Raw genomic sequence first — 24,773 nt, 5'->3', positions numbered from 1 at the left:
CCTCTCTCTCCGCCAATAGAGTATAAGAATGCCAGGCCCTGCGCAACGTTGAGGTTATAAACCCCGTCAGGTTCGGAAGAAAGCAGCGGTAGTAGCTATCGCGTGTGCCGCAGGTAGCCTGGTATATTAATTAATGGACCTGTGACGGGAAAATCCGAGTCGAAAAATGAGAAGTCGGAAACGGGGCGCGAAGGTCTTTTTATCGCTGGATGCCTTGAGAAACAGGCTGAAAGAGGTGGTTGCCCGTGAATTATACCGTTATCGCCCGTAGATGGAGACCGAAGAAGTTCGGAGATGTTGTCGGCCAGCCCCATATTGTAACTACCCTTAGAAATTCAATTAAATATAACAGAATATCTCATGCCTATCTTTTTACGGGACCGAGGGGTGTCGGTAAAACCTCCCTGGCGCGTATCCTGGCCAAGGCGGTGAATTGCACGAACCGGACTTCGGAGGAGCCCTGTGACGGATGCGAGAACTGCATAGCCATCGATTCGGGTAATTTTGTCGATATAATTGAAATCGATGCGGCTTCGGCACGGGGAATAGACGATATCAAGGAGCTTCGCGAGACGGTCAGATATATGCCCATGAAGGGCACGTACAAGGTCTATATCCTCGATGAGGCCCATATGCTTACCACGGAGGCCCGCAATGCATTTTTGAAAACCCTGGAAGAGCCTCCGGGCCACTCCATCTTCATCCTTGCCACCACGGAGGCCCAGAAGATCCCTTACACCATCATGTCACGATGCCAGCGTTTCGACTTCAGGAGAATTCTCGAGGCCGATATTGTGGAGCAGCTGACGAGGATTTGTGCGGATGAGCAAATAACGTATGACGACGGGGTATTTCAATATATCGCTTCCGAGGCCGACGGGGGGCTCAGGGATGCCGAATCCCTGCTCGATCAGATAATTGCCTATAGCGGCTCCCATATTTCGGAGAAGGACGTGGTCAGCGTAATAGGCATTGTGGAAAAGGACCTGCTCTATGGGATCGTCAGCTCCGTTGTGGAAGGGAACCTGAAGATGGGTTTCGAGGCGATAGAGAAGGCCCTGAGCGATGGAAACGATGTATATCAGATCTATAAAGGGCTCGTATTCATCCTTAGGAATATGCTTATGGTAAAGGTGTGCGACGGCGCTCCTTCCTTTCTTTTTCTGGGAGATGGAGAGCTAAGAAAGATCTCCAGCCTGTCCGAGAGCCTTGAATATTATGAAATCCAGAATATGCTCCACTATCTTCTGAAGGCGGAAGACCTTTTGAAGGGTATATTCCCCAAGGTATCCCTTGAGGTGCTCTACATCAACCTTTACAACCTCCTGAAGCTCCGGGATGTGGAGAAGGCTATAGACAATCTCGATAGAAAAGAGTCCCACCAATTAATCGAAGAGATAAAAGGCAGCAAGGAAGCGTCGCCGGTCGTCTTCAATTATGAAGAGCGAATAGAGCCGGTCGTCCGGGAGCCCATGGAGCATAAATACAGCCCCCGGGACGAGGTGAAAACCATAACGCCCGATATTGAATCGGGGGCTGCCTCGGGGCCGCTGGATGCCCAGGGCTTCGTGAAGTACCTCCTCTCCAGGAAACCTTTCGTAGGCAGCCTTTTCAGTAATCTCGAGGTAAGGCTTGAAGGGGATGCTTATGTGGTCTTTATGGAGAAACAGAAGGCCTCCATGATTGACGACGGTAGCCAGAAAGAAGAGATCAGGGAGCTTCTGAAGGAATTTTACGGCAAAGAAATGGTGCTTATCTTTAAAGAAGGCGAAGAAGTAAAGAAGAACGGGCTTCTTGATTTTGTAAAGGAAGCCGAAACCTTATTCAACCTATAGCATAAAGGAGGCGCTATGTCGAAGCAGTTGGGGCAGCTATTGAGCCAGGCCAAGAAGATGCAGGAAAAGTTTCAGAAGATGCAGGACGAAATGGGGAATAAGACCATTGAAGCCCAATCCGGCGGCGGTATGGTGATGTGCGTGGTGAACGGCAAACAGGAAGTGCTTTCCCTTAAAATTGCCGATGAAGTCTGGGAAGAAAAGGATAAAGAGCTGATCGAAGACCTCGTCCTGGCAGCGATCAACGAAGGTTTGAATAAATCGAGAGACATGCTTCAGGAGGAGATGTCGAAGATCACCGGTGGAATGCAGCTGCCTTTCGGCATGTAAAGATGAATTATCCTGAACCTATAGAGCGCCTCATAGAGAACCTGGCGAAGCTTCCCGGTATCGGCCGGAAGACTGCGACCCGTCTTGCGTTTTTTCTCCTAAACAGCAAGGGAAGCTACATTGCCGAGCTTTCGACGAGCCTTACGGACGTAAAAGAGAAAATAAAGCTGTGCAGCGTCTGTTTCAACATTACGGATTCCGACCCGTGCAGGATTTGTACGGATGTGAAGAGAGACAGGTCAACGGTATGCGTGGTCGAGGAGTCATCCCATATGATGGTCGTGGAGACGGCGAATCCCGGCGTCTTCAGATATCACATCCTCCACGGGGTGATAAATCCGATTGAAGGCATAGGGCCGGAAGAAGTGAGGATAAAAGAGCTGAAGGAAAGAATCGAGAGGGAAGGGATAAAGGAAGTTATAGTGGCAACTAACCCGAATATCGAAGGAAATACCACCGCTCATTACATCAGCGAAATCCTGAAATCTCTGGATGTGAAAATCACCCGCATTGCATCGGGCGTGCCTGTGGGAGGAGATATCGTCTACATCGACCCCCTCACCATCAAGAGCTCATTCGAAAATCGGAAAGATATATAGTCTTAAGATCAACGATTCAGAGAACTGACCCGGCAGGAAATTACTGGCTCAGGCGATCCAGCTCCTCGGAAGAGATATCGAAGTTGGCATATACATGCTGAACGTCATCACTATCCTCGAGGGCTTCCATCAGCTTGAGCATGGTCTCCGCGTGCTTGCCTTCGAGTTTGACAAACGCCTGGGGGACCATCGTCATCTCGGCAGAGATATATTTGAGCCCTTTCTCGTCAAAAACCTTCTTCACGTTCTCGAAATCGGCCAATTCCGTGGTGACTTCCATTTCATCGCCTTCATCGGAGATATCTTCAGCCCCTGCTTCGAGGGCAATTTCCATCAGTTTATCCTCGTCCACGGCCGCCTTATCGAAAGTAATGAGACCCTTCTTATGGAACTGCCACGATACACTTCCGGCTTCCGCCATATTGCCGTTCAGGCGTGAAAATGCGTGCCTTACCTCGGCCGTTGTCCTCTGCTTATTATCGGTAAGGGCCTCCACAAGCACGGCAGTGCCGCCCGGGCCGTACCCTTCATAGATGTGCTCTTCGTAATTCTGTCCGCCCTCGCCGACGCTGGTGCCTTTCTTGATGGCTTTTTCGATGTTGTCCTTGGGCATGTTTTCGGATTTCGCCTGAACGATAGCCACCCTCAGTCTCGAGTTTGACTCGGGATCTCCCCCACCCATTCTTGCGGCGGTGGTGATTTCGCGGATCAACTTGGTAAAAATCTTACCCCTCTTTGCGTCTGCCGCGCCTTTTTTATGTTTAATCGAACTCCACTTGCTGTGTCCCGACATTAATCCCCCTGAAGGTTATATGGTGGGCGATATTGGATTCGAACCAACGACCTCTGGTATGTGAGACCAGCGCTCTAACCATCTGAGCTAATCGCCCTGTGTGTTTATTATTAGTATATCACGGGATAAATGTCAATATAAACGACCACCTCAGGCAGGTTCTATTTACTTTTTTTGACGGAATCGCGTATTATGAAGGGATGGGCAAATATACATTCGGACCCGTTCCTTCGAGACGTCTCGGCTTTTCCCTGGGCGTGGACATTATTCCTTTTAAATATTGCAGTTTCGACTGCGTCTACTGCCAGATCGGGAAGACTACGAGACTCGAGATCGAGAGGAAAAGCTTCTTCGACCCTGAAGAGATTGTAGATGAAGTGGTGAGGGTCGTGAAAGGCGGGGGCAGGGTAGATTACATCACCTTCTCCGGCTCTGGCGAGCCTACACTGAACAAAGACCTGGGCTCAATCATCCGTAAGGTCAAGGGCCGCGTGGAGACCCCTGTGGCGGTAATCACCAACGGCTCCCTGCTCTATCGGGAAGACGTGCGCCGGGATCTTATGGCTGCCGACGTAGTGCTGCCCTCACTCGATGCGGCGAGTGAGGAGATTTTCCGGAAGATTAACCGGCCCCATCCCTCGATCGATCTCGATACGGTGATAGCAGGTTTGAAGGCATTCAGGGCCGGTTATAAGGGTTCCGTATGGCTTGAAATCATGCTCATGAAGGATATAAACGACTCACCGGAAGAGCTTGGGCGGTTCAAAGGGATTATTGCGGACCTGGCCGCGGAAAAGATCCAGCTCAATACGGTGACACGGCCTCCATGTGAGGAGCTTGAAGGGACCATGGGTAAGGAGGCTCTGGAGAAGGTACGTGCCTTCCTCGGAGCGGAAACCGAGATCATATGCGATTTCCATGAGGCGGTCGGGGATGACCGTCAATCGGAGACGTGGGAGGAAAGGGTCCTTGAAATCCTCGAACGAAGATCCATGAGTATCGATGACATGGTGAAGATTACCGGCGTCTCGTCCGCGACGTTGAGAAACCGTCTGAACGTACTCGAGCGTGAGGGGGTCCTGAAAAGTTATGCCGTGGGCGATATCCTCTATTTTCTGAAGCCTCAGTCCGAGGGCCAGGAGTCGTAAGCACCCAATTGTGTACATAAAAACGGGAAGACAGCTACAGGGGGGTAAATTGTGGCGGGGCGCGGCTTTCGCTGGAATAGTTGGTTAATTTCCGGCCCGGATGTTGAGAATATCGCCGTCCTGCACGATGTATGTCTTGCCTTCGAGCCGCCAGAGGCCCGCTTTTTTGCAGCCCGCGAACCCGCCTTCGCGCATGAAATCGTCATAGCCGACGGTTTCGGCACGAATAAATTTGTTGTAGAAATCCGTATGGATGGTCCCTGCGGCTTCCTGAGCGGTCATGCCGCGCTTGATGGGCCACGAGCGGCACTCGTCTTCTCCCACCGTGAAAAATGAGATCAGGCCGAGAGTCTCATATGCGAGACGTATGATCCGGGGTTTTAAGGCTTCTTTAATTTCGTAAGCCTCCATATATTCATCCCGCTCCGTTGCGGACATGAGGGAAAGCTCGGCCTCCAGACGGGCGCAGGCGACGATGAGCGGTATGTGGGCAGGAATCCTCGCTCCGAGCTCGGCTTTGACTTTATCCGCGTCAGCGAGCGTCTCTTCCGCACAATTGACCATTGCAAACATGGGCTTCTGGGAAAGGAACTGGAACCCCCGGAATGTTTTGCCCTCTTTATCGAGAAGGTCGAGGGTCGAAAGTGGTTTTTCCTCGTTCAGGTGGTTGAGACATTTCTCGAGCATCTCTTTTTCCTGCTGAAGCAGGGCGCTGTCTTTCTTCCCCATCTGTTTCCCGATCCTGTCGAGGCGGGTTTCGATCTGGGCCATGTCGGAAAGGATAAACTCGCTATAAATGAGGGTAAAATCTGCAAAAGGATCCATTTCGAATTCAGGCTGGTAAAGGGGGAGAATAAGGAGAAAGGCATCGCTCAGGCGCATCTGCTGGATTGTCTTCGCCTGTATCGTCTCATTGCGGAGGTCGTCCTTTCCGATGGCCGGCGTATCGGAAAGCTCTATCCTCGCATAGACCGTTTTTTTAGGCTTGAAAAGGGGCACGAGCGCGTCGAGACGGTCGTCAGGTACATCGATGGCGGCCAGCGACGGCGAGTGGGCCGAGCCGTCGCTTCTTATACCGCTCAAAGCCTGAAAAAGTGTCGTTTTACCGGAGCCGGAGGTGCCAATGATAGAGATGTGCATGGCCTTTCCTCATCTTAATAGTATTTACTGCAGTAAAAATGGTACCGGAAATGTCGTGTGTATTCAAACCAGGCCGGGCATCCGAAGCTTTAGAGCTGGGGCGCGGTCGGGGCGGGGGCTCGGGTGCCCGTCTCTATTTTTTTCTGGGCCTCTCTGAGCAGCTCGATTACCATTCCCAGCTTATCCGAAGGAATCGCGATCAACTCATTTGTAGGTGAAAGCTCGCCGTCATTAATTATTTTATATACACCGAGGTTGATAACCTGTGATCCCTTGACGTCCTCCACGGTAACCATGAGACGTTCCCTCGTGCTCCTGTTGATTTTTCCTATCATCATAATGCCCCCTGCATCGACAAGCTTTTATTTTTAAAGAATGTGGCGCGTAAAGAATAATTCGGCCGGGACGCACCTTTCCCGGACCTATTTTGCAGCACGATAACCTTCATGTACCGGCTAAAGAATCAGACGCGTGTTACCTGTTGCGCGAGAGCTGTCATTCCGAGCAGCTCGTGCAACCGCAACCGGTGTCGGCGTGGCTATCGGATGCACAGCCGCACTCGCTCGGGCCATCGGATGCACAACCGCACCCTGTATTCGAGAGCGACTCCTGGAGTTCTTCCTCGGTCGCATCCCTCACATCGAGCACCTCGACGCTGAAATGAAGCGTATTGCCTGCCAGGGGATGGTTGCCGTCGAGGGTTACTTCCTGGTCTCCCACCTCGATTGCGGTCATGACCATGGTGCCCTGCGGTCCATTCACGGCGAACTGGGTGCCTTCCCTGAGGTCCTCTATATCGTTAAACCTCTCCCGCGGGAGTTTGAAAATCAGCGACTCGTTCCGTTCGCCGTAACCTTCCTTGGGGGCGAGGGAGAAAGAAATTGCGTCGCCCTTGGTCTTGCCGTCAAGAGCCTTTTCGAAGCCGGGAAGCAGTCCATCGGTCCCGTGGATATAGAACAAAGGCTCGCGACCCTCTGAAGAGTCGACAATCTCGCCTGTATCGTCTTTTAGAGTATATTGAACAGTCACAGCTTTGTGATTTGATATTTCCATGATGATCCTTTCGTTGCTCGGGATTTGATAAAGAAAAGAAACAGGTTTTTCTCGATCAAGTGTAATTATAAACCATTATGTAAATAATATCAACTCCCACCGGGCTTCGGGGGGTCACGGCCGGGCGAGAGAGAGCCCCCTGCGGACTTGAAATATATCGCTGAGCCATGATAATCTTCACCGTCTAAAGATGTGAGGCTTATCGAACGGAGGAGGATACATATGGGGCTAAGATTTGAAGAAGTGACCGAGGAAGTTCTCGACTTGCTGAAGGACGTGCGGTCGGAATATTTTCCCGAGCTGAAGAACGCAAAAATCAAGATGCTTTTCGATCTCAAGAAAAGGACTACGGGCGGAAGAATAACCCTGGGCAGGATCATGAAGACAAATGACCTGCTCCGCCTCCTTACGATCGACCGGGTGGACCCCATCGAGGGATACGACTATATCGTCACCCTCGACAAAACCTGTTGGGATTCCATAGATAAGGACGACAAGGTGAGAATAGTCAGGCACGAGCTGAGGCATGCCTATTTCGACATAGACTCTGAGGAGAACCCTTATAAGCTGGTGGACCATTCCGTTATGGATTTTTACGAAGAGCTGGACCTTAATAAAGATGATTCCAGATGGCATGAAAGGGTAGGGGCCCTGACGGAAGGCATCTACGAACAGAGGAAGGAAGAGCTTACCGAGGCACGTAACAAAAAGAAGAAAAAGGAATATTAACTCCGGGAGATCTGCTCCGGCGAGAGCTGTTCGATATCGAAGAGGAGGGGGAGCCTGTCGGCCACCAGGAATCCCTTTCGGGTAAGAAAGACCTGTTCGTTCCTGATTTTGAGAAATCCCGAATTCTTAAGTCCATGAAGAAGCTTTGACGTGCGCTCGTCCGTGAGAAGGTCGGCCACGGGAAGCCCTCCCCGCGTTCTGAATCCGAAATAAAGCCTTTCGAGCCTTGTCTGCCCGATAGTGAGGATTTCCGAATCTTCCACGGGCAGCGTTCCCTGGGCGAGATGGGCGCAATATTTATCGAGAGAGCGAAAATTCCACCATCTTTTGCCATTCAGGAAGGAATGGGCGCCGGGACCGAGTCCCAGGTAGGGCGTATGATTCCAGTATTTACTATTGTGCCGGGAGATGAGCTCTTGTGAACGGGCAAAATTGGAGATTTCATAGTGAATGAAGCCCTGTTTTTCGAGAAACCTTGAAGTATCGAGAAAAAAGCGCCTTTCCGTGGATTCGGGGAGGGGCTTGAGAATCCCCTTACCCGCCAGTTTCCCGAAAGGCGTGTCGCCTTCGAGCGTGAGCTGGTAGCATGACAGGTGAGCCGGTCCAAAGGCTATTGCCTGATCGAGGGTCTTCCTCCAGCGTTCTTTTGTCTGTCCTTTTATTCCGTAAATCAGATCGATAGCGAAATTATCGAATCCAAGGCGACCGACTGCTTTCAGGGCATCGATGGCGCGTCTCGAATCATGCCGCCTTCTCAGGAAGAGCAGATCCTCGTCGGAGAAGGACTGGATGCCGAGACTCAGCCTGTTGACGCCGGCAGAGCGATAGTAAACAAGCCGTTCTTCGGTGACGTCGTCCGGGTTGAGCTCCACCGTGATCTCCGTATCTTCCGCGATATTGCAGAAGCGGCGGATGAGAGAGAAGAGACGGGAGAAAGAGGGTCCGTCGAGAAGGGAAGGGGTGCCCCCTCCTACATAGACAGAGTCGAAGGAGTGAAAGAGGGGGGCATAGTGCTCCATCTCCCTCCCCAGGGAATCGAGCCACCGGCGAATGCCGCCGGAATCAGTGACGGAATAGAAATCACAGTAAGGACATTTGGTTGCGCAGAAGGGAACATGAATATAAAGACCCGGTATAGGCGCTGTATCCGCAGATGCTGCCCGGTCGGGCGGATCATTCATCGTCGGTCTTAAGGGCCGCCATGAAGGCACTCTGGGGTATCTCCACATTGCCCACCATGCTCATTCTTCTCTTTCCCTTTTTCTGCTTCTCGAGGAGCTTCCTTTTCCTGCTGATATCCCCGCCATAGCACTTGGCCGTTACATCTTTCCTGTAGGGGGAGACTGTCGACCTGGAGATGATCTTGCCCCCGATTGCGCCCTGAATGGCAATCTTGAAAAGCTGCCTGGGTATCTCGTCCCGGAGCTTATCGCAGACCCGGACCGCGCGCTCACGGGCCCTCTCTTTATGAATGATCATGGAAAGGGCATCCACCTTCTCGCCGTTGACCAGGATATCGAGTTTGACAAGCTCGCTTTCCCTGTAGTCGATGATCTCGTAGTCAAAGGAGCCGTACCCCTGGGTAATGCTCTTGAGTTTGTCATAAAAGTCGAAGACTACCTCGGCGAGAGGCATGTCAAAGGTGACCTCGACCCTGCCCGGACTCGGATAGCTCAACTTGGAGTCGACGCCGCGCCGGTCCATGCAGAGCTTCATCACGGCGCCTACATAGCGCTCCGGTATGAGAATGCTCGCCCTGATGAAAGGCTCCTCACCATTAGATATCTTCGTCGGGTCTGGATAGTACTGGGGGTTGTCCACGGTAATCATCGTCCCGTCAGTAAGGAGGAAGCGATATTGGACGCTCGGAGAGGTGAGGATGATCGATTGGTCGAACTCCCGCTCGAGCCTCTCCTGCACGATCTCCAGATGGAGGAGTCCGAGAAAGCCGCACCGGAACCCCTGGCCGAGGGCAGCGGAGGAGTCCTTCTGATAGACGAGGGCCGCATCGTTGAGCTTATATTTCTCGAGCGCTTCCGCGAGAGAGAGGTAATCGTCGGAGGCGATGGGATAGATGGATGAGAAGACCACGGGCTTGACTTCCTTGAAGCCGGGGAGCGGCTCCGGGGCCGGATTCTGGTCGAGGGTGATCGTATCTCCGATCCTGGTGTCACTCACGGTTTTGATGCCCGCAATGATATAACCTACCGAGCCGGCGGTAAGCTCCTTCCTCGGCTCCATCTTGAGACGAAAGATACCCGTCTCTTCCACCTTGTAGGTGGCGCCGTTATACATGAAGCGAATTATATCGCCGGGGCGGATGGCGCCGTTAAAGACGCGGCAGCTTACGATAGTGCCCCGGAAAGGATCATAGTGGGCGTCGAAGGTAAGGGAGGAAAGGGGCTTCTCCATATCGCCCGTGGGCGGAGGAATTCTCTCTACTATGGCTTCCAGGATCTCCTCGATGCCTATACCCTCCTTTGCCGAGCAGAGGATCGCGAGGTCGGAATCGAGGCCGAGCTCCTGGTCGATCTCGTCTTTCACCCGGTCGATGTCGGCCGAAGGCAGATCGATCTTGTTTATTACGGGGATAATTACCAGATTATGCTCCATTGCGGCATAGAGGTTCGCCAGTGTCTGGGCTTCCACGCCCTGGGAGGCGTCCACGAGAAGGAGCACCCCTTCACAGGACGCCAGGGCCCTCGATACTTCGTAGGAAAAATCGACGTGCCCCGGGGTATCGATCAGGTTCAGCTCGAATTCCTCACCGCCTTTATTCACGTAGGGGATATTGACGGTCTGGCTCTTGATGGTAATGCCCCTTTCCCGCTCTATGTCCATGGTATCGAGGATCTGGTCCCGGAACTGCCTGTCCTCCACGAGGTGGGCGTTCTGTATCAGGCGATCGGCAAGGGTGGACTTGCCATGGTCGATGTGGGCGATGATGCTGAAGTTTCTTATCTGTTTCATCTGTCTTTAGCCTTCAAATAAAGAGTGATAGTCCGGCCCTTCGTCCGGTGGGGTTCACCTGTCGGACGGCCGTCTGGTTACCTGCCCCGGGATCCATTGGGGCGGGGAGATATCGATTTACTTTGCCGTGGCGCCGGTCCGGTCGAGAAAGGCGCGGATGGCCTTAAAATATTCGTTGAGACCGACAAACATGACGTCATTGTGATCTGCTGCAGGTATCACGAGGAGCTGCTTCTCTTCGGACTTTATCGTATCGCGGAGATCCTCCGCCTCGCCCATAGGGACTATGTTATCGTATTCTCCGTGGATAATGAGGACGGGCAGGGTTATGGTGCGCGCCATTTCGACCTGCGCCCGGTCGATCTTTTCGAGGTCGATCTGCCCCGTGGGCACATCGAGATGGTGAAGTATTCTCGTGACGCTCAAAAAACCGCTCTCCACGATGATGCCGGGAATGACGTCCTGATAATGATGGGCAAGCTCCATGGCCGAAAGACTTCCCAGTGACCTCCCCATGATCCAGAACCTGCTCATGAGGCCCCTTGCCTTCAGCTCGTCGCCTACGGCCCGGAATATGACGTGGGCATCGGCGAGCATGGCCGTGACCGTAGGGGAGCCTCCGCTCTTGCCGTACCCCCTGTAGTCGGTCACCACCAGGTTTATCTTCTGCTTGAAATAAAAGCGTGACAATTCATCGTAATCGCCTACGACTTCACCGTTGCCATGGAAGAAGAGGATCCACGGCCACTCCTTGTCCCCCTGATAAAAGCGGCAGCACAGGGAAATGCCTTCCGCCGCGGGCGCCATTATGTCGAAGCCGTACGGGGGAGGCGGGCTCATTGACTCCCTGGGATAAAAGATGTAATCCAAAGCCGATGAATTATCGATTTCGGTATAATCGGGCATCCCTCTCTCCTTTACATAAGGTTTTCGCATCGAAAGTCTGCGGAATACTTTCTATTATCTCATATTGCGGTCCCTTATGCAAGGAGAGGATGGGGTTAGCAGCGCCTCCGTATCAGGTAAGGATATACTTTTCTGCCGGTCTCCCCTCCTCGAGGGCGTCGAGAATGTCGTCAATCTCGGACGTGCCCTCTACACCGCCGTACCACCAGTTTTCGGGATAGACAACCATGGCGGGGCCCCGGTCGCAGACCTTGAGGCAGCCTGTTCCCGATACGAGCACATCAGATAAGCCCCGGTCGGAAAGCTCCTGCTCGAGGTACTGGAGGAGCTGCATCGACTCTTTCTTGCTGCAGACCCCCTGGGGGGTGCCGTTTGCCCTGAAACTTCCGCATACAAAGATATGATGTTTCGCCTTCTTCATTTCTCTATCCTCCTTATATCAGGTCCGGGCCGCAACGGAAGCCGGGCATCAGCCGCAGCCCATGCCGTTGCCCTTACACTGTCCGCCGATACCGCATCTTCCTGCAGTCCGGAGCAGGATCTTCGGTATCTCCCTCTTCCCGAGTACTGCCTCCACTCCCTCCGCGGCGAGGCCCTCCATGACCACTACTTCTATGCCCGCCTTCTTGAGCACGGTCTGCGGATGGGGGCCGATACCGCTCGCCAGGACGGTGTTGCAGTCAGCGAGCGACTCCGCGAGCCGGCTCCACCTCGAAGGGCCGCTCCCGGCGGCAGGGGTAGGGCGTCTCTCGATCAGATCCGCTTTGCCGTCCTTTATGCCGTATATCCAAAGGGCGGCGGCCTCCCCGAGGTGCTGATTCACGAAGAACCCCTCCATGCTCGCAACCGCGACATAAAGTTTTTCCTCTGACGATTGGGACAGGGAGGCCTTTTCGAGAAGACGGACGATCTCCTCTTTGTGAGGCTCGCCGATAAGACCCGCGGCGTCGGCACGGCAGCGCGCGCAGTGGCCCATCTGGGGCATGGTAGCCCCTGCATCTTCACGGACCGCTTTCATTCTTTCGGGCGAGGGCGGCGTAAGGGCCTCGAAGGGCGTGCCTGCCACGTGGTAGAGGGGTATGCAGTTCATGATGTCCGCCCCCAACCCGGAGACGCGGCGGGCAACGGCTCCCGCCTGGTGGTCGTTAATCCCGGGAATGACGACGGTATTCACTTTTACGGTGATCTTCTTTTCTTTAAGCTTCCGTATGCTTTCAATCTGGCTTTCGAGGATTACTCCCGCCGCCTCTTCCCCGCGGTACATTCTTTTATCCCGCCTTGCCCACGCATAGATAGCCTTTCCAATAGCCGGATCGACGGCATTTACGGTTACGGTCACATGGCTCAGGTTAAGGTCCGCGAGGTCATTGACGTAGCGGGAGAGCTCGAGGCCGTTCGTGGCGAGGCAAAGGATCATCTCGGGATAATGGCTTCTCACGAGGGCGAGGGTCTCGAGTGTCTCTTCAGCGTTCGCAAAGGGGTCTCCGGGACCGGCAATGCCGACGACCCTGATATTTCCGATCCTTTCGAGAACGGAATCGAGATACCCCGCGGCCTGGACGGGAGTGAGTACCTTGCAGGTCACCCCCGGCCTCGATTCGTTCACGCATTCGAAGTCCCGGTTGCAGTAGTTGCACTGCATATTACACTTGGGGGCCACGGGCAGGTGTATGCGTCCGACCTTGTGGCGGGCGTCTTTGCTGAAACATGGGTGATCGGTATGGTCCATGGGTCCCTCCTTATATGTAGCTGTAGCCTATGGCCGAGCCCGTCTGTGCGTGCTCGATCAGTCCGTTTACCACGCGGTCGAAAAGCTGCTGCGTACCCCTGTATCCCACGTGGAGGAGCCGTTGGCCCCCGATGCGGTCGTGGATGGGGAACCCCACACGCACCAGCGGTATGCCGAGCTCCCTCGAAAGGCGGTATCCCTTGCTGCTGCCCAGGATTATGTCCGGCGCCATGGCCCGGCCGGCATCGAGGATACCCGCGAAATCGCTCTCCTCAAAGACCGAGACTTCGTCGTGCCGATGGGTGATTGCTTCGGACAGAAGTTCTCTGAACCTGCCTGTCCGTGCCCCTGTGGCGCAGAGGACCGGGACGACGCCGATCTCGTCGAGAAAGGAGGCCATGGAGACCACGAAATCGGTCTCGCCATAAATGACGGCCCGCTTGCCGAAGACATATTTGTGTCCGTCAATATAGGAATCGACGAGTCTTCCCCTTTCGCGCCGGTATCGGGAGGGCACGGGCACGCCGGAAATCCCGCTCAGAAGGTCCATGAAAAGATCGGTCTGCCTGATCCCGATAGGGATGGAGAGGTAGTCCGCCTCGACCCCGAACTTCTCGTGGAGCAGGGCGGCGGCGTTATTCGGGCCTGCCGCGCTTTTTCCCAGGTGAATCGTGGCCACGGCTCTTCCCATACCCGTGATCGCCTGCTTCGTGGTCCCGCCCGTCGAGAGTTTCTGGTATTCAGACCATGATTCCCCGTCAAGGGTCTCCGAATAATCGGGGAGCATGGTGAAGGGTGTGGAAAAAGCAGAGAGGATCTCCTTGAGGTGCCGCAAGTCCTCTGAAGAGAGAAAGCCGGGGATAAGATTGAGGTGACGGGCGCGGGGACCGCCTTCGGCGAGGGCCTCGACCACCGCTCTTATTGCCTCATGGTACCCTTCCATATGGGTGCCGCGATAGCTCGGTGTCGATGCGTGGACGAGCACGGGTATGGGTTCGCCTCCTTTTTCCTTCTTATACTGGTTCAGATAAAGAGCGACGTCGTCGCCTATGGTCTCGGAGAGGCAGGTAGTCGCGATGCCGATTACCTCCGGCCGGTACTGGCGCCCCACGTTGTCGAGGGCTTTTTTCAGGTTGTCGCCACCTCCGAAAATAGCCGATGATTCGCTGAAATTGGATGAGGCGATATCGATGGGTTCCTTAAAGTGGCTTATGACGTAACGGCGGATATAGGTAGAGCATCCCTGGGAGCCGTGAATGAGGGGAATGCAGCCCTCGATCCCCCTGAAGACGATACTCGCTCCCAGTGGCGCGCATAGCTTGCAGGCGTTCCTCGTGGAGATGAAGTTACCCGCTTTGCTGTCGGAACCCTGCAATTTTGTCACGTCTCGCGCCTCTTTCATTTCCCTTCACCTTACCCTGTTTTCCAGGGGTCTAACCTTTAGCCGTCAGCACCGCGCGGCCCCATGGCCTTTCGTCGATTCGACGTCGGCGTCAACGGCGGTCCTTGCCTCACGCCCTATCCTTGCAGGCGAGAACTGCCACACGGGACTCATGGTGCTCGAATAAACCTCGCGGGAAAAGTTGACCATCCCTTCGAAGCCGGCGAGCGCGATCTTTCGCTCATGGTTATGGTCGCAGAAGGCCACTCCCATCTTGTATGCGATGGGCCGCTCCTTTACCCCGCCAATAAGGAGGTCCACATCCTTTTCCGTCATAAATCGGGAGAGCTCCAGGGGGTTCGTGTCGTCCACGATGACCGTGCCGGGATCGCAGATCTCTCCGAGATAGTCATAGTCCTCCTTGTTCCCGGTCTGGGAGCCGACCACGACCGTTTTTATACCCAGGTGGCGCAGGGCCTTTACGAGAGAGAAGGCCTTGAACGATCCGCCCACGTAGACGGCAGCCTTCTTTCCCTCGAGGGAGGTCCTGAATCGCTCCACCTCCGGGTAGATCCGGCGGACCTCGCTTGCGACGAGCTCTTCCGTGTTGCGGAGCACCTGCGCGTCTTTGAAATGGCGCGCCACGGTGTAGAGGGCTTCGGCGGTATCCTCTATGCCGAAATAGGAGACCCTCTTGAAAGGGATGTGATAGGTCTTCTTCATGAGCTGGGCGAGGTAGGTCATGGAGCCGGAGCACTGGACCACGTTGAGGGATGCCCGGTGAGACCGCCCTATCTCGCCGACCCTGCCGTCGCCGGTGATGCACGACGCCGTCTCCACGCCCATACGGCGGTAGTACTCCTTAATGATCCACGTCTCGCCCGCCAAGTTGAAATCGCCGAGGATGTTGATGCTTCGCGGCGAGAGCGGGGTCTCGTCATCCTTGCCGACCAGACGGAAGAGGGCCTCGCAGGCTGCCCTGTACCCGTCCTTTTTGCTGCCCCTGAACCCTTCGGAATGGACGGGGATCACGGGGATGGCCTGCTCTGCCTCCACCCTGGCGCATACTGCCTGCACGTCGTCTCCGATAAGGCCGACAATGCAGGTGGCATAGACGAAGGCGGCCCGGGGTTTATATGCCTCAATCAGTTCGGTGAGGGCGGCGTAGAGCTTTTTCTCTCCGCCGTAGATCACCTCCCGCTCCGAAAGGTCCGTGGAGAAGCTCATCCTGTGGAGCTCGGGCCCCGACGAGACGGAGCCCCTGATGTCCCAGGTGTATGCGGCGCAACCTACGGGTCCATGGACGAGATGGAGCGCATCTGCTATGGGATAAAGGACAACCCTGGAGCCGCAGAATACGCAGGCCCGCTGGCTCACCGAGCCGGCAAGGCTCGGCTTTTCGCAGGCAAGGTCGAATCGGGATTCGCCCTTTTCATATACCTGCTGCTCTCTTTCCTTCAGGATCTCTATCATTGCTCCTCCTTCAGCCCTCTTCGGTTTTCACATGACCAGCTCGAAGCTCTCTTCCGGCGCATCCCGGTCCTGTCGGTCGAGCAGGGCGGTCAATATCTTTTCGAGGAGCCGCAGGGCCCCGCGATACCCGACAATCGGAAAGTACTGGTGGCCTACCCGGTCATAGATGGGGAAGCCGATGCGGATGAGGGGGATATCCTCGTCCCGGGCGATGTATTTCGCATAGGTGTTGCCGAAGATAAGGTCCGGCTTCCGCTGTTTCACGAGCTGATGGAAAAGAAACATATCGGCCCCGGCGCCGCTTTTGACGAAGGTCTCGTCGCCCGTGCATGCGCGCACCGCCTTTTCGAACTTCGGGCCTCCCGGGGTGCCGGTGACGACGGAGGTGATCTTCATATCCAGATCGGTCAGGAACTGGACGAGGGAGACAAGGTGGTCGGGATCACCCACGAGTGCTGCTGTCTTTCGGTAAAAATACTGGTGCATGTCGGTGAGCACGTCGACGACCTGCCCCCTTTCGACCATGATGCTTTCGGGGACGCTCACCCCCGCTGTCTTCCGCAATTGGTCTACAAAGGCATCGGTCGCACGGAGGCCTATGGGCAGATCGAGGGGAAAGAGGGGGACCTTGCATTTCGTGTCGAGGAGCTTTGCCGCGGGCAGTGATGCGAGCCTGCCCAGCGCGAGGGTCGCGGTGCTGTCCCCCGCGCTGATGATATCTTCGACCACGGTCCCGCCCTTCGGATACATGCGGAATTTCCCTTCCAGCGGGCTATTCACCACACCCGAGGTATCGGGGAATACCACCGTCTTGACGCCCATCTCCGCTGCAATCCTCTTGATTTCCTCCATATCGGAGGGCTCCACGAATCCGGGTATAACGTTGATCCTGCCCGTTTTCTTTCCCGTGGATTCCGAAAGGTACTGGACCATGCTCTGGGTCATGTTGGCAAAACCCGTCACGTGAGAGCCCTTGAAGCTGGGAGTGTTCGTGTGGATGACCCGTTTTCCCGCGGGGATCTTCCCTTCGGCGGCTGCTTTGTTGATGATTTGTTTCAGGTCGTCCCCTATGACCTCCGACAGGCACGTGGTATGGACGGCGATGATGTCGGGGGAATAGATGGTGAAGATATTATGGATCGACTCCATGAGATTCGCCTGGCCCCCGAACACGGAGGCGCCTTCTGTGAAGGAGCTCGTAGTCGCCATAATGGGGTCTTTGTAATGGCGGGTGAGGGCGCTCCGATGGTAGGCGCAGCAGCCTTGGGAGCCGTGGCTGTGGGGGAGGCAGTTGTGGATGCCCAGGGCTGCGTACATGGCGCCCACGGGCTGGCAGGTCTTTGCCGGGTTTACCGTAAGGGCTGTTTTTTCCGTATTTGTCTCAGGGGTATGTCGTAATAGCATGATCGTCTCCTTTTTCTACTCGTTCCACCCGTAGCTGCCGCTCAACTCGGGATTTTCCTGCCATGGGGCTTTCACGAACCGGAAGATGTGTGAATTGACCATCCGGTCGATCTCGCGGTAGAAATTGACGGCGCCCCTGAACCCGGCATAAGGTCCGCTGTAGTCATAGCTGTGGAGCTGCTTCAAAGGTATCCCGGCTTTTTGAATCACGTACTTCTCCTTGATGCCTGCACAGAATACGTCAGGTTTATATCTCTCAATCAGGACTTCCATTTCATGGTGATTGAGGTCGTCGATGACGAGGGTGTTCTCATCCATCTCCGCCATCATGCCCTCGTACTCGGAGAATACCGCGCCCTTGTCCCTGAGGTCCTCCAGCTCCTCCGGGCCTTTTCGCGGCCTGTATCGCTCGGCGTCCGGCCCCACGGTAAGCTCCTCGATATTGCGCGTATCCGCATCCATGACGATCGAGGGAATGACCTTTCTGCCTTCGTAGTCGTCTCTGTGGCCGAATTCATACCCTGCAGATATGGTTTTCATGCCGATCTCCGCGAAAAGCTCCTGGTAATGGTGCGCCCTCGATCCACCGACGAAGAGCATTGCCAGCTTTCCCTCGCACCTCTGTCTCACCTCCAGGCGCACCTTCTCCACTTCCTCCATCTCCTCGGAAATCACCTTTTCCACGGCATCCTTGAGGCCCTGATCGTCGAAATAGGCGGCGATCTTGCGGAGTGATTTTGCCGTGGCATTGGCGCCGATGAAATTGATCTTCAGCCATGGAATGCCGTAGCGTTTCTCCATCATCTCGGCCATATAGTTTATAGAGCGGTGGCACATGAGCACGTTAAGGTCGGCGGTATGGGCGCTCGCAAACTCGTCGTAGACCGAGTTGCCGCTGAAGGTCGAGTGGAGGGTGAGCCCGCACTTGTCGGTAATCCGCTCGATCTCGAAGGCATCCCCGCCGATGTTGTACTCACCCAGGATATTGAGCCTGAACCGTCCTTCCTTCGGGGTTTCGAGCTGGCCCACCACCTCGGTGAAGACCTTGTTGTTCGCGATGTGGTGGCCGGCGGATTGACTCACGCCCTTATAGCCTTCGCAGCTGAAGCCGAAGATATTGACATCAGGGTACTTCTCCTCCATTTCCCGCGCCACCGCGTGGATATCGTCCCCTATGAGACCGACGGGACAGGTCGAGAAGATGCCGATGGCCTTGGGGTGAAAGAGTTCGATGGCCTCCTCTATGGCTTTCTTCAGCTTCTTTTCGCCACCGAAGATGATCTCCTCTTCTTGCATATCCGTGGACATAGCGTAGGTCATGAAGTTCTGGTCCTCGCTGCGTTCGGGCCTGGTCTGGTTGCGCCGGGTAAGCCAGCTGTAGAAACCGCAGCCTATGGGGCCGTGGGTGATCTGCAGGATGTCCCGCGTAGGACCGAGCACCACACCCTTGCAGCCGGCATACGCACAGCCCCTCATGGTAAGGATGCCCGGGATGGTCCGTGTATTGGAGAGGATCTCGGGTACCGTCCCGTCGGGGGCGACCTTGTTCACGACAATCTGTTTTGCCCGTCTGCGCGCGACTTTCACCGGGTACTTGTCGAGTATCTCCTTTCTCACCTCCGCGAGGTCTGCTTCCCGGTCAGCTCTCATGGCGGGTTCTTTATCGGTTTTTATGGTCATGGGTCTTCCTCCTTTCGCAACCTACGCTTCATCGAGCGTCTCGTCGCCCGTCTCCCCGGTCCTGATGCGGATTGCGTCATGGACGGGAAGGACGAATATTTTGCCGTCCCCCTGCTTGCCGGTCCGGTTGATTGCGATGAGGGCGCTCACCGTCTTTCCCACCAGTTTATCGGGGACCACCACGGTTATCATCCTTTTGGGAATGAGCCTCTGCGTGTTGCCGAGCTGGGAGATCGCCTCCTCATATCCCTGTTCCGCTCCCTTGAGGACATCGAGGTCAACGAGGCCCTTGCCCCGTCCGAGACATTCCCTTGCGTGCATGGACGAAATGCCCGCTTCAAGAAGAACCCTCTTGGTCTGGTTCATCTTGTTCATCCTGATCACGGCCATGATCTCTTTCATAGGGCAACCTCCTCGGTGCCGGCCGAGGTCTCCCTGATGCCGGAGCTGACCGTATACTCCTCATCGACCGGGGAGACGAAGATCTTGCCGTCACCAAAGGCGCCTTTGTCACCTGTCCGGGCCGCCCCCATTACCGTCTTGACCACCAGGTCCCTGTCTGCCTCGGGAACCACCATGATGAGCAGCTCTTTGGGTATTTCGTCATAGGTGACGTCCCCGATCTTGATGCCTCTCTGCTTGCCCCGGCCGGAGACGCTCATCCTCGTGACCGCGGGAAATCCTTCTACCATGAGCTGCTCCAGAACGGCATCTACCTTTTCCGGTCTCACTATCGCTCTTATCATCAGCATCCTTCTTCTCCTCCTTTCGATTCAGGCAAGGCCCGGTTATTGGTCCACACCGTATTTGATGAGGACCGCTTCCAACTCTTCCATGTCAAGGGGCTTCGGTATGACGAACATGTCGTTTCCGTCGATGGCCTTCGCGAGGTTTCTGTATTCGTCCGCCTGTCCGGCGCCGGGCTCAAAATCGATCACCGTTTTTCTGTTGATCTCAGCCCTCTGTACCACATTATCCCGGGGAACGAAGTGGATCATCTGGGTCCCCAGCCTGTCTGCGAGAGCCTGGATAAGCTCCTTCTCGTTGTCCACTTTGCGGCTGTTGCAGATGAGCCCGCCCAGGCGCACGCCGCCCGCCTCGGCGAACTTGACTATGCCTTTGCAGATGTTGTTTGCGGCATACATGGCCATCATCTCGCCCGATACGACGATATAGATCTCCTTGGCCTTGCCGTCCCGGATGGGCATGGCGAACCCTCCGCAGACCACGTCGCCCAGGACGTCGTAGAAGGCGTAGTCGAGACCGATCGAGTCCGAATAGGCGCCGAGCTGCTCGAGGAGATTGATGGAGGTGATGATGCCCCTGCCCGCACACCCCACGCCGGGCTCGGGCCCTCCCGATTCCACGCATCGGGTCCCTTTGAATCCGATCTTCACGAGATCCTCGAGGTCGAGGTCCTCGCCTTCGGACCGCAGCGTATCGAGAACGGTCTTTTGAGACAGGCCACCGAGCATGAGGCGGGTCGAGTCCGCTTTAGGGTCGCAGCCCACGATCATGATCTTCTTCCCCATCTCCGCCAGGGCCGCAACGGTGTTTTGAGTGGTCGTCGATTTGCCGATGCCGCCTTTTCCATAGATTGCTATTTTTCTCATCTCTCTTCTCCTTTCGTACACTATGTGTACCGGCTATTCTTCTCTACTCAAGAATCGTGCCGGGACAAGGGTGAGGAGACGGACGGAGATGGGAGGAGATAAAAAGATCATTATAGTAGCAAGTTACGGAACAGACGACTTTCAGGGGCAAGGCTTTTTCACGGAAGGGGAGATGAGTGGTGCCTCGAGAAGAACTACATTTACGTAGGATTATTGTTTCATGGCCTACATTTAGGTGGGATTTATAAGTCCGGATGGGGGAAGGGTATCATCAGGCGGTTTCATTTTCCTTTTTAGGAAGGGGGAGCTTGAAATCCCCCGGAATGATCCGATATTTCGCGATCCTCAGTCCCATCATACGCTCCGTGATACCGAGGGCCCGCGCTGCCCGGGCCATATTGCCTCTCGCCCGTCTCAGCTCATGGATGATGATCTCCCGTTCCAGGTTGACCATGATTTCCTTAAAAGCCCCGCCTTTTTCGCCGGACTCATTCTCCTCCATTTTCTGAAGGTTGGGCGGAAGGTGGTAACTCTGAATCACCCCATCCGTACAGAGGATGATGGCTCTCTCTATGCAATTCTCGAGCTCCCGCACGTTGCCTGGCCAATGGTAATTCATGAGCATGTCGGTTGCGGGGATCGAGATGCGAAGTATCTGCTTTCCGTGCTCCTTTGAATACTTATCTATAAAATGGTCGGTGAGGAGCATGATGTCCGTCTTCCTCTCCCTGAGGGGAGGGACAAGTATGGGAAAGACGTTGAGACGGTAGTAGAGATCTTCTCTAAACTTGCCTTCCTGCATCAGGAGATCGAGATTTCTATTGGTGGCGGTGATAATCCGCACATTCGCCGTGATCGTGGTATTGCCGCCCACGCGCTCGAACTCTTTTTCCTGGAGGACCCTGAGCAGTCTCGTCTGTACGGGCAGGGGGAGGTCTCCGATCTCATCGAGAAACAATGTGCCCTGATCGGCAACCTCGAAACGTCCTTTTCTGACGGACGTAGCCCCGGTAAAGGCCCCTTTTTCATGGCCGAAGAGCTCGCTTTCGATGAGGGACTCAGGCAGGGCCGCACAATTTACCTTTATGAAAGGTTTATCCGCCCGTTTCGAATTATAATGGATTGCATGGGCCACCCGCTCCTTGCCCACGCCGCTCTCGCCGAGGATTAAAACCGTGGTGTTCGTCCGGCATACCTGCTCGATAAGAGTATAGAGGTTACGCATGACCTTCGAGTTGCCCACGATGGCCTTGGGTCCGTATCGGGTCTTCAGCGCATCCTGGAGGCGCTGATTCTCTTCCTGGACCTTCTCGATCTCCTCCTGGGCGAGCTGCCTCAGGCGTACCGCCTGGGAAATCGTAGAGGCGATGATGGTGAGGAGCCGCACATCCTCTTTTAAGGATATCTTTTCGCTAAAGAGACGGTCAACGGAAAGGGCGCCGATTACTTCGCTGCCGAGTTTTATCGGAACGCATATAAAGGTGATGTCCTCTTTATTCGTCTCCTTTCTCGACCCGGTCCTGTCCAGAAAAAGGGGCTCGTCCGAGATCCTTGGGATAATTGCGGGCTGCCCCGTGTCGATCACCTTGCCGGTGATGCCCTCGCCCATGCGATACTTCCCCTTTGCCCGCTCCTCAGGGCTCAGCCCGTATGCCTCTTCAATGATGATCTCGCCCCGTGTCCTGTTGAGAATGGTGAGGGTCCCCCTGAGCATCTCCATGCGCTCGGCCGTCATTTGGAGGATAGGTTGCAGCACCCGCTTGAGATCGAGGGTTTCACTCAATTTTGTGCTGATTTCGAAGAGCAGGGAAAGCTCTTTCAGTTCTCGGGATACCTTATTTTCCGCCATGGATCGATCTTCAAAGTCTACTTCATTTCCTTCCCCAAATCCAGTTGCCCAGGAGCGGACGGGAAAGGAGAAAATTGCCGAATGTATTGAAAACGAACCGGTTTCATGATATACATCATGGTTTGAGCCAAAATTTACCTATGCCTTTAAATGATTCTGAAAAGCTGCTTCTTGATGCATTGAAAGAGCTCCCTCCCAATACTGTGTATACCGATGCAGGGAAAAAGGAGATTGTGAGGGGGTTCAAGCTCTATACCGGATTCAGGGTGGGCGAGATTCTCTGGGATGGCGGGGAGAGCTCTCTCGTTGTGGTCGTGGAAGACGGGGCGGCTGTAGCGGTGCGTTTCTCTCAGGGGGAAGGAAAGGCGGCGCCGCGATGCGGCTGCAGGACTTTTCAGTCTCTGGGAAAGTGCGAGCATGTGGTATGCGCCCTTCTTACCGTCATTCACCTCCTTAAACCCAATCTCTTCAGAATGACCGTGGAGAACCCCCTCTATCAGGACCGCCTGAGGGCAGGGCTGTTCAAACACGCTCCTGAAGGAGAAAGTGAGTCCCGGTCTGAAAACAATGGGATCCCGATTAACGGGGGAAATGTAGCCAAGGATGGCCCTTGGAAGACCGCCAGGGGAATGAAGGCGCCTCTCTATCGGATTGTTGTCGAAGAAGACAGGGGCAGGTTAAAAGCCTACGTCGAGAATGACGGAGAGAGGATTGAAACGGGCTCGCATGCCCGTTCCCTTCCTTCCGAGCTTGGATATCTGGTGGCATTTTCGCGCAGGGAGGATATGTCCGTTCCTCTTTCGATACTCTTGAAGAAGTGCGGCAATACCTACGATATCATCTTTCGCGAAGGAACGGAATCTCACCTCGTGGACTGGAGCGAGCACACACCCTATCGTACCTGGACCGAAATCGATGCGCGGGGGGAAGAAGTGCTCGTGACAAAAAGGTGCTCCCTGGGAGACGATCCCTTTCCCGCGACCCTCATGGGCAATTTCGCGCTGAATACTGAACGGACCAAGATGTGTTACATGAAAGACCGTAGTGGCTGGGAGCTGTGGAAGGCGCTCAGGGACGCAAGTCTGAGGGATCTCCGGGTTTCGGCAGGCATCCGGGAAACAGGGGACCGGGTTCTGAGGATCCCCACCGATATTTTTACGAGGTTCCAGGTTTCTTTCAATAAACCCGAAGGCGGAAATCCTTTTCCCGGCGCGGTATTTAAGGTGAGAGGCGAGCCTGCGGCGCCTTCAATTCTCAAGGCGGAAGGGTATGAAATCTCGGTGACGAGAAGCAATAAGAAGAACGGTGAATTCGTTTTAAATACTGTGTGCAGGATAGGGGATCAACGCTTTCCCTCCTCGCAAAAAGCCCTGACCTTTATAAAAGCGATCGAATGGGGCAAAATCCCCCTCTCCCTTAGAACAAAGAAGAGAAAGCCGATCCTTTACGAGATGTTCTTTCAATCCTTTTCTCTACGGGAGAACCGTAAACTGCTCGATGAGAAGCTCAAGAAGGCAATCAATGAAAGGACCTTCGGGAAACCTCAATTCGCAACGCTGGCGAGAAGACTTGTCAGGGAATCCCTCGCGGAATGGAGTACCGAGGTCGTCCGTCTGCACCTTACCGAAAAAGGATGGCTTTTTATCGAGCTGGACAGAGAGCGGGAGCTTGCCCTCTTTTCCATCCCTTACGAAATATTCGGCCCCGTGCTGTTCGAGCGGGTTATCCTGGATCAATCCGCAATGACTTCGAAGGAAGAAGAGTTTCTGGGCCGCCTCCACCTCTTGATTGAAGCGGCAGAGAAACAGGGGATCGAGGTTCATCTTGAAGGCTGCCTTGTTGACAGGGCTTCATGGGAATTCGAGCTGGATGCCAGGGAGGGTTCCATTGACTGGTTCGAGATCCGCCCCGAAATCCGCTGCAATGGGGAGACTATAGGTAGAGAAGTATGGGAGCAGGCCCTGAAGAGGAAGGGGATAATCAGTCACAACGGGAAGATCCAGGTCCTCGACGAGAAGACCATGGAGACCCTTTCGGCCCTGGCAGGTTTAACCAACGCGCCCAAGGGCCATGGCAGGGTTTTGAAAGAGATCGTGACCGTTCCCCGCCTGAGAATTATAGAGATCCTCTCCCTGAGACAG

The 24,773-nt window shown here is 54.8% G+C and carries 23 protein-coding genes, 1 tRNA gene and 1 other RNA gene; 7 read left to right on the top strand and 18 right to left on the bottom strand.

All coding sequences use genetic code 11. From position 1 onward, the window contains the following. Nucleotides 1-29: 29 nt before the first annotated feature. The 4 genes from ffs to recR all read left to right on the top strand — a co-directional run bounded on the left by ffs (nucleotide 30) and on the right by recR (nucleotide 2,764). An RNA gene (gene ffs, locus VGJ94_13460) (signal recognition particle sRNA small type) lies at nucleotides 30-127 on the top strand. 118 nt (nucleotides 128-245) lie between these two features. Then, nucleotides 246-1,835 carry a DNA polymerase III subunit gamma/tau gene (dnaX, locus tag VGJ94_13455; protein ID HEY3277620.1) on the top strand — a complete coding sequence of 530 codons (1,590 nt, stop codon included), beginning with the start codon at nucleotides 246-248 and terminating at the stop codon, nucleotides 1,833-1,835. 15 nt (nucleotides 1,836-1,850) lie between these two features. Then, complete coding sequence (locus VGJ94_13450; GenBank protein HEY3277619.1) at nucleotides 1,851-2,165, top strand: YbaB/EbfC family nucleoid-associated protein; 315 nt, start codon at nucleotides 1,851-1,853, stop codon at nucleotides 2,163-2,165. A 2-nt stretch (nucleotides 2,166-2,167) separates the two neighbouring features. Continuing rightward, nucleotides 2,168-2,764, top strand: coding sequence for a recombination mediator RecR (gene recR / locus VGJ94_13445; GenBank protein HEY3277618.1), 597 nt, complete (start codon nucleotides 2,168-2,170; stop codon nucleotides 2,762-2,764). A 40-nt stretch (nucleotides 2,765-2,804) separates the two neighbouring features. Here the strand turns inward: recR and VGJ94_13440 are convergent, their stop codons facing one another. Beyond that, complete coding sequence (locus VGJ94_13440; GenBank protein ID HEY3277617.1) at nucleotides 2,805-3,557, bottom strand: YebC/PmpR family DNA-binding transcriptional regulator; 753 nt, start codon at nucleotides 3,555-3,557, stop codon at nucleotides 2,805-2,807. Nucleotides 3,558-3,577: 20 nt separating this feature from the next. Next, nucleotides 3,578-3,654 (bottom strand) — tRNA-Val (locus tag VGJ94_13435). 103 nt (nucleotides 3,655-3,757) lie between these two features. Here VGJ94_13435 and VGJ94_13430 point away from each other — a divergent pair. After that, entirely contained in the window at nucleotides 3,758-4,705 is a 948-nt protein-coding gene (locus tag VGJ94_13430; GenBank protein ID HEY3277616.1) for a radical SAM protein, read from the top strand. 84 nt (nucleotides 4,706-4,789) lie between these two features. Here the strand turns inward: VGJ94_13430 and VGJ94_13425 are convergent, their stop codons facing one another. The 3 genes from VGJ94_13425 to VGJ94_13415 all read right to left on the bottom strand — a co-directional run bounded on the left by VGJ94_13425 (nucleotide 4,790) and on the right by VGJ94_13415 (nucleotide 6,898). Then, nucleotides 4,790-5,845, bottom strand: coding sequence for a DUF933 domain-containing protein (locus VGJ94_13425; protein HEY3277615.1), 1,056 nt, complete (start codon nucleotides 5,843-5,845; stop codon nucleotides 4,790-4,792). Nucleotides 5,846-5,934: 89 nt separating this feature from the next. Further along, on the bottom strand, nucleotides 5,935-6,183 hold the full coding sequence (locus tag VGJ94_13420; GenBank protein HEY3277614.1) for a hypothetical protein: 249 nt from the start codon (nucleotides 6,181-6,183) through the stop codon (nucleotides 5,935-5,937). Nucleotides 6,184-6,340: 157 nt separating this feature from the next. Continuing rightward, nucleotides 6,341-6,898 carry a peptidylprolyl isomerase gene (locus VGJ94_13415; GenBank protein HEY3277613.1) on the bottom strand — a complete coding sequence of 186 codons (558 nt, stop codon included), beginning with the start codon at nucleotides 6,896-6,898 and terminating at the stop codon, nucleotides 6,341-6,343. A 222-nt stretch (nucleotides 6,899-7,120) separates the two neighbouring features. On the opposite strand from VGJ94_13415, the gene VGJ94_13410 reads away from it, so the two are divergent. Continuing rightward, on the top strand, nucleotides 7,121-7,627 hold the full coding sequence (locus VGJ94_13410; GenBank protein ID HEY3277612.1) for a putative metallopeptidase: 507 nt from the start codon (nucleotides 7,121-7,123) through the stop codon (nucleotides 7,625-7,627). On the opposite strand, the gene hemW is transcribed toward VGJ94_13410, so the two are convergent. The 13 genes from hemW to VGJ94_13345 form a co-directional block, all read right to left on the bottom strand. Beyond that, a complete protein-coding gene (gene hemW / locus VGJ94_13405; GenBank protein HEY3277611.1) occupies nucleotides 7,624-8,808 on the bottom strand; it encodes a radical SAM family heme chaperone HemW in 1,185 nt (394 codons plus the stop codon). The genes VGJ94_13410 and hemW overlap by 4 nt on opposite strands. Continuing rightward, nucleotides 8,801-10,597 carry a translation elongation factor 4 gene (gene lepA / locus VGJ94_13400; GenBank protein ID HEY3277610.1) on the bottom strand — a complete coding sequence of 599 codons (1,797 nt, stop codon included), beginning with the start codon at nucleotides 10,595-10,597 and terminating at the stop codon, nucleotides 8,801-8,803. The genes hemW and lepA overlap by 8 nt, the downstream gene beginning before the upstream one ends. A 117-nt stretch (nucleotides 10,598-10,714) precedes the next feature. Then, nucleotides 10,715-11,503 carry an alpha/beta fold hydrolase gene (locus tag VGJ94_13395; GenBank protein ID HEY3277609.1) on the bottom strand — a complete coding sequence of 263 codons (789 nt, stop codon included), beginning with the start codon at nucleotides 11,501-11,503 and terminating at the stop codon, nucleotides 10,715-10,717. 112 nt (nucleotides 11,504-11,615) lie between these two features. Continuing rightward, complete coding sequence (locus VGJ94_13390; GenBank protein HEY3277608.1) at nucleotides 11,616-11,924, bottom strand: (2Fe-2S) ferredoxin domain-containing protein; 309 nt, start codon at nucleotides 11,922-11,924, stop codon at nucleotides 11,616-11,618. Between the two features lie 48 nt (nucleotides 11,925-11,972). Then, nucleotides 11,973-13,232: a radical SAM protein gene (locus VGJ94_13385; GenBank protein ID HEY3277607.1), complete on the bottom strand. Its 1,260-nt coding sequence runs from the start codon at nucleotides 13,230-13,232 to the stop codon at nucleotides 11,973-11,975. Nucleotides 13,233-13,242: 10 nt separating this feature from the next. Further along, nucleotides 13,243-14,634, bottom strand: a complete 1,392-nt coding sequence (locus tag VGJ94_13380) for a nitrogenase component 1 (GenBank protein ID HEY3277606.1) — start codon at nucleotides 14,632-14,634, stop codon at nucleotides 13,243-13,245. Nucleotides 14,635-14,679: 45 nt separating this feature from the next. After that, entirely contained in the window at nucleotides 14,680-16,086 is a 1,407-nt protein-coding gene (gene nifE / locus VGJ94_13375; protein ID HEY3277605.1) for a nitrogenase iron-molybdenum cofactor biosynthesis protein NifE, read from the bottom strand. A 27-nt stretch (nucleotides 16,087-16,113) separates the two neighbouring features. Further along, complete coding sequence (gene nifK / locus VGJ94_13370) at nucleotides 16,114-17,490, bottom strand: nitrogenase molybdenum-iron protein subunit beta (GenBank protein HEY3277604.1); 1,377 nt, start codon at nucleotides 17,488-17,490, stop codon at nucleotides 16,114-16,116. A 15-nt stretch (nucleotides 17,491-17,505) separates the two neighbouring features. Continuing rightward, nucleotides 17,506-19,170, bottom strand: a complete 1,665-nt coding sequence (nifD, locus tag VGJ94_13365) for a nitrogenase molybdenum-iron protein alpha chain (GenBank protein ID HEY3277603.1) — start codon at nucleotides 19,168-19,170, stop codon at nucleotides 17,506-17,508. A 21-nt stretch (nucleotides 19,171-19,191) separates the two neighbouring features. After that, on the bottom strand, nucleotides 19,192-19,572 hold the full coding sequence (locus tag VGJ94_13360; GenBank protein HEY3277602.1) for a P-II family nitrogen regulator: 381 nt from the start codon (nucleotides 19,570-19,572) through the stop codon (nucleotides 19,192-19,194). After that, the gene (locus VGJ94_13355; GenBank protein HEY3277601.1) at nucleotides 19,569-19,922 is read right to left on the bottom strand and encodes a P-II family nitrogen regulator; all 354 of its coding nucleotides are present in this window, start codon (nucleotides 19,920-19,922) and stop codon (nucleotides 19,569-19,571) included. The genes VGJ94_13360 and VGJ94_13355 overlap by 4 nt, the downstream gene beginning before the upstream one ends. A 36-nt stretch (nucleotides 19,923-19,958) precedes the next feature. Next, the gene (gene nifH / locus VGJ94_13350; GenBank protein ID HEY3277600.1) at nucleotides 19,959-20,783 is read right to left on the bottom strand and encodes a nitrogenase iron protein; all 825 of its coding nucleotides are present in this window, start codon (nucleotides 20,781-20,783) and stop codon (nucleotides 19,959-19,961) included. Nucleotides 20,784-21,054: 271 nt separating this feature from the next. Continuing rightward, nucleotides 21,055-22,632, bottom strand: a complete 1,578-nt coding sequence (locus VGJ94_13345) for a sigma 54-interacting transcriptional regulator (GenBank protein ID HEY3277599.1) — start codon at nucleotides 22,630-22,632, stop codon at nucleotides 21,055-21,057. Between the two features lie 140 nt (nucleotides 22,633-22,772). On the opposite strand from VGJ94_13345, the gene VGJ94_13340 reads away from it, so the two are divergent. Next, the coding region (locus VGJ94_13340; protein ID HEY3277598.1) for a hypothetical protein at nucleotides 22,773-24,773 on the top strand (2,001 nt) is incomplete at its 3' end.

It is taken from the genome of Syntrophorhabdaceae bacterium (assembly GCA_036504895.1).
Lineage (GTDB): Bacteria > Desulfobacterota > Syntrophorhabdia > Syntrophorhabdales > Syntrophorhabdaceae > PNOM01.
This window is presented reverse-complemented; position numbering and strand designations above follow the sequence as displayed.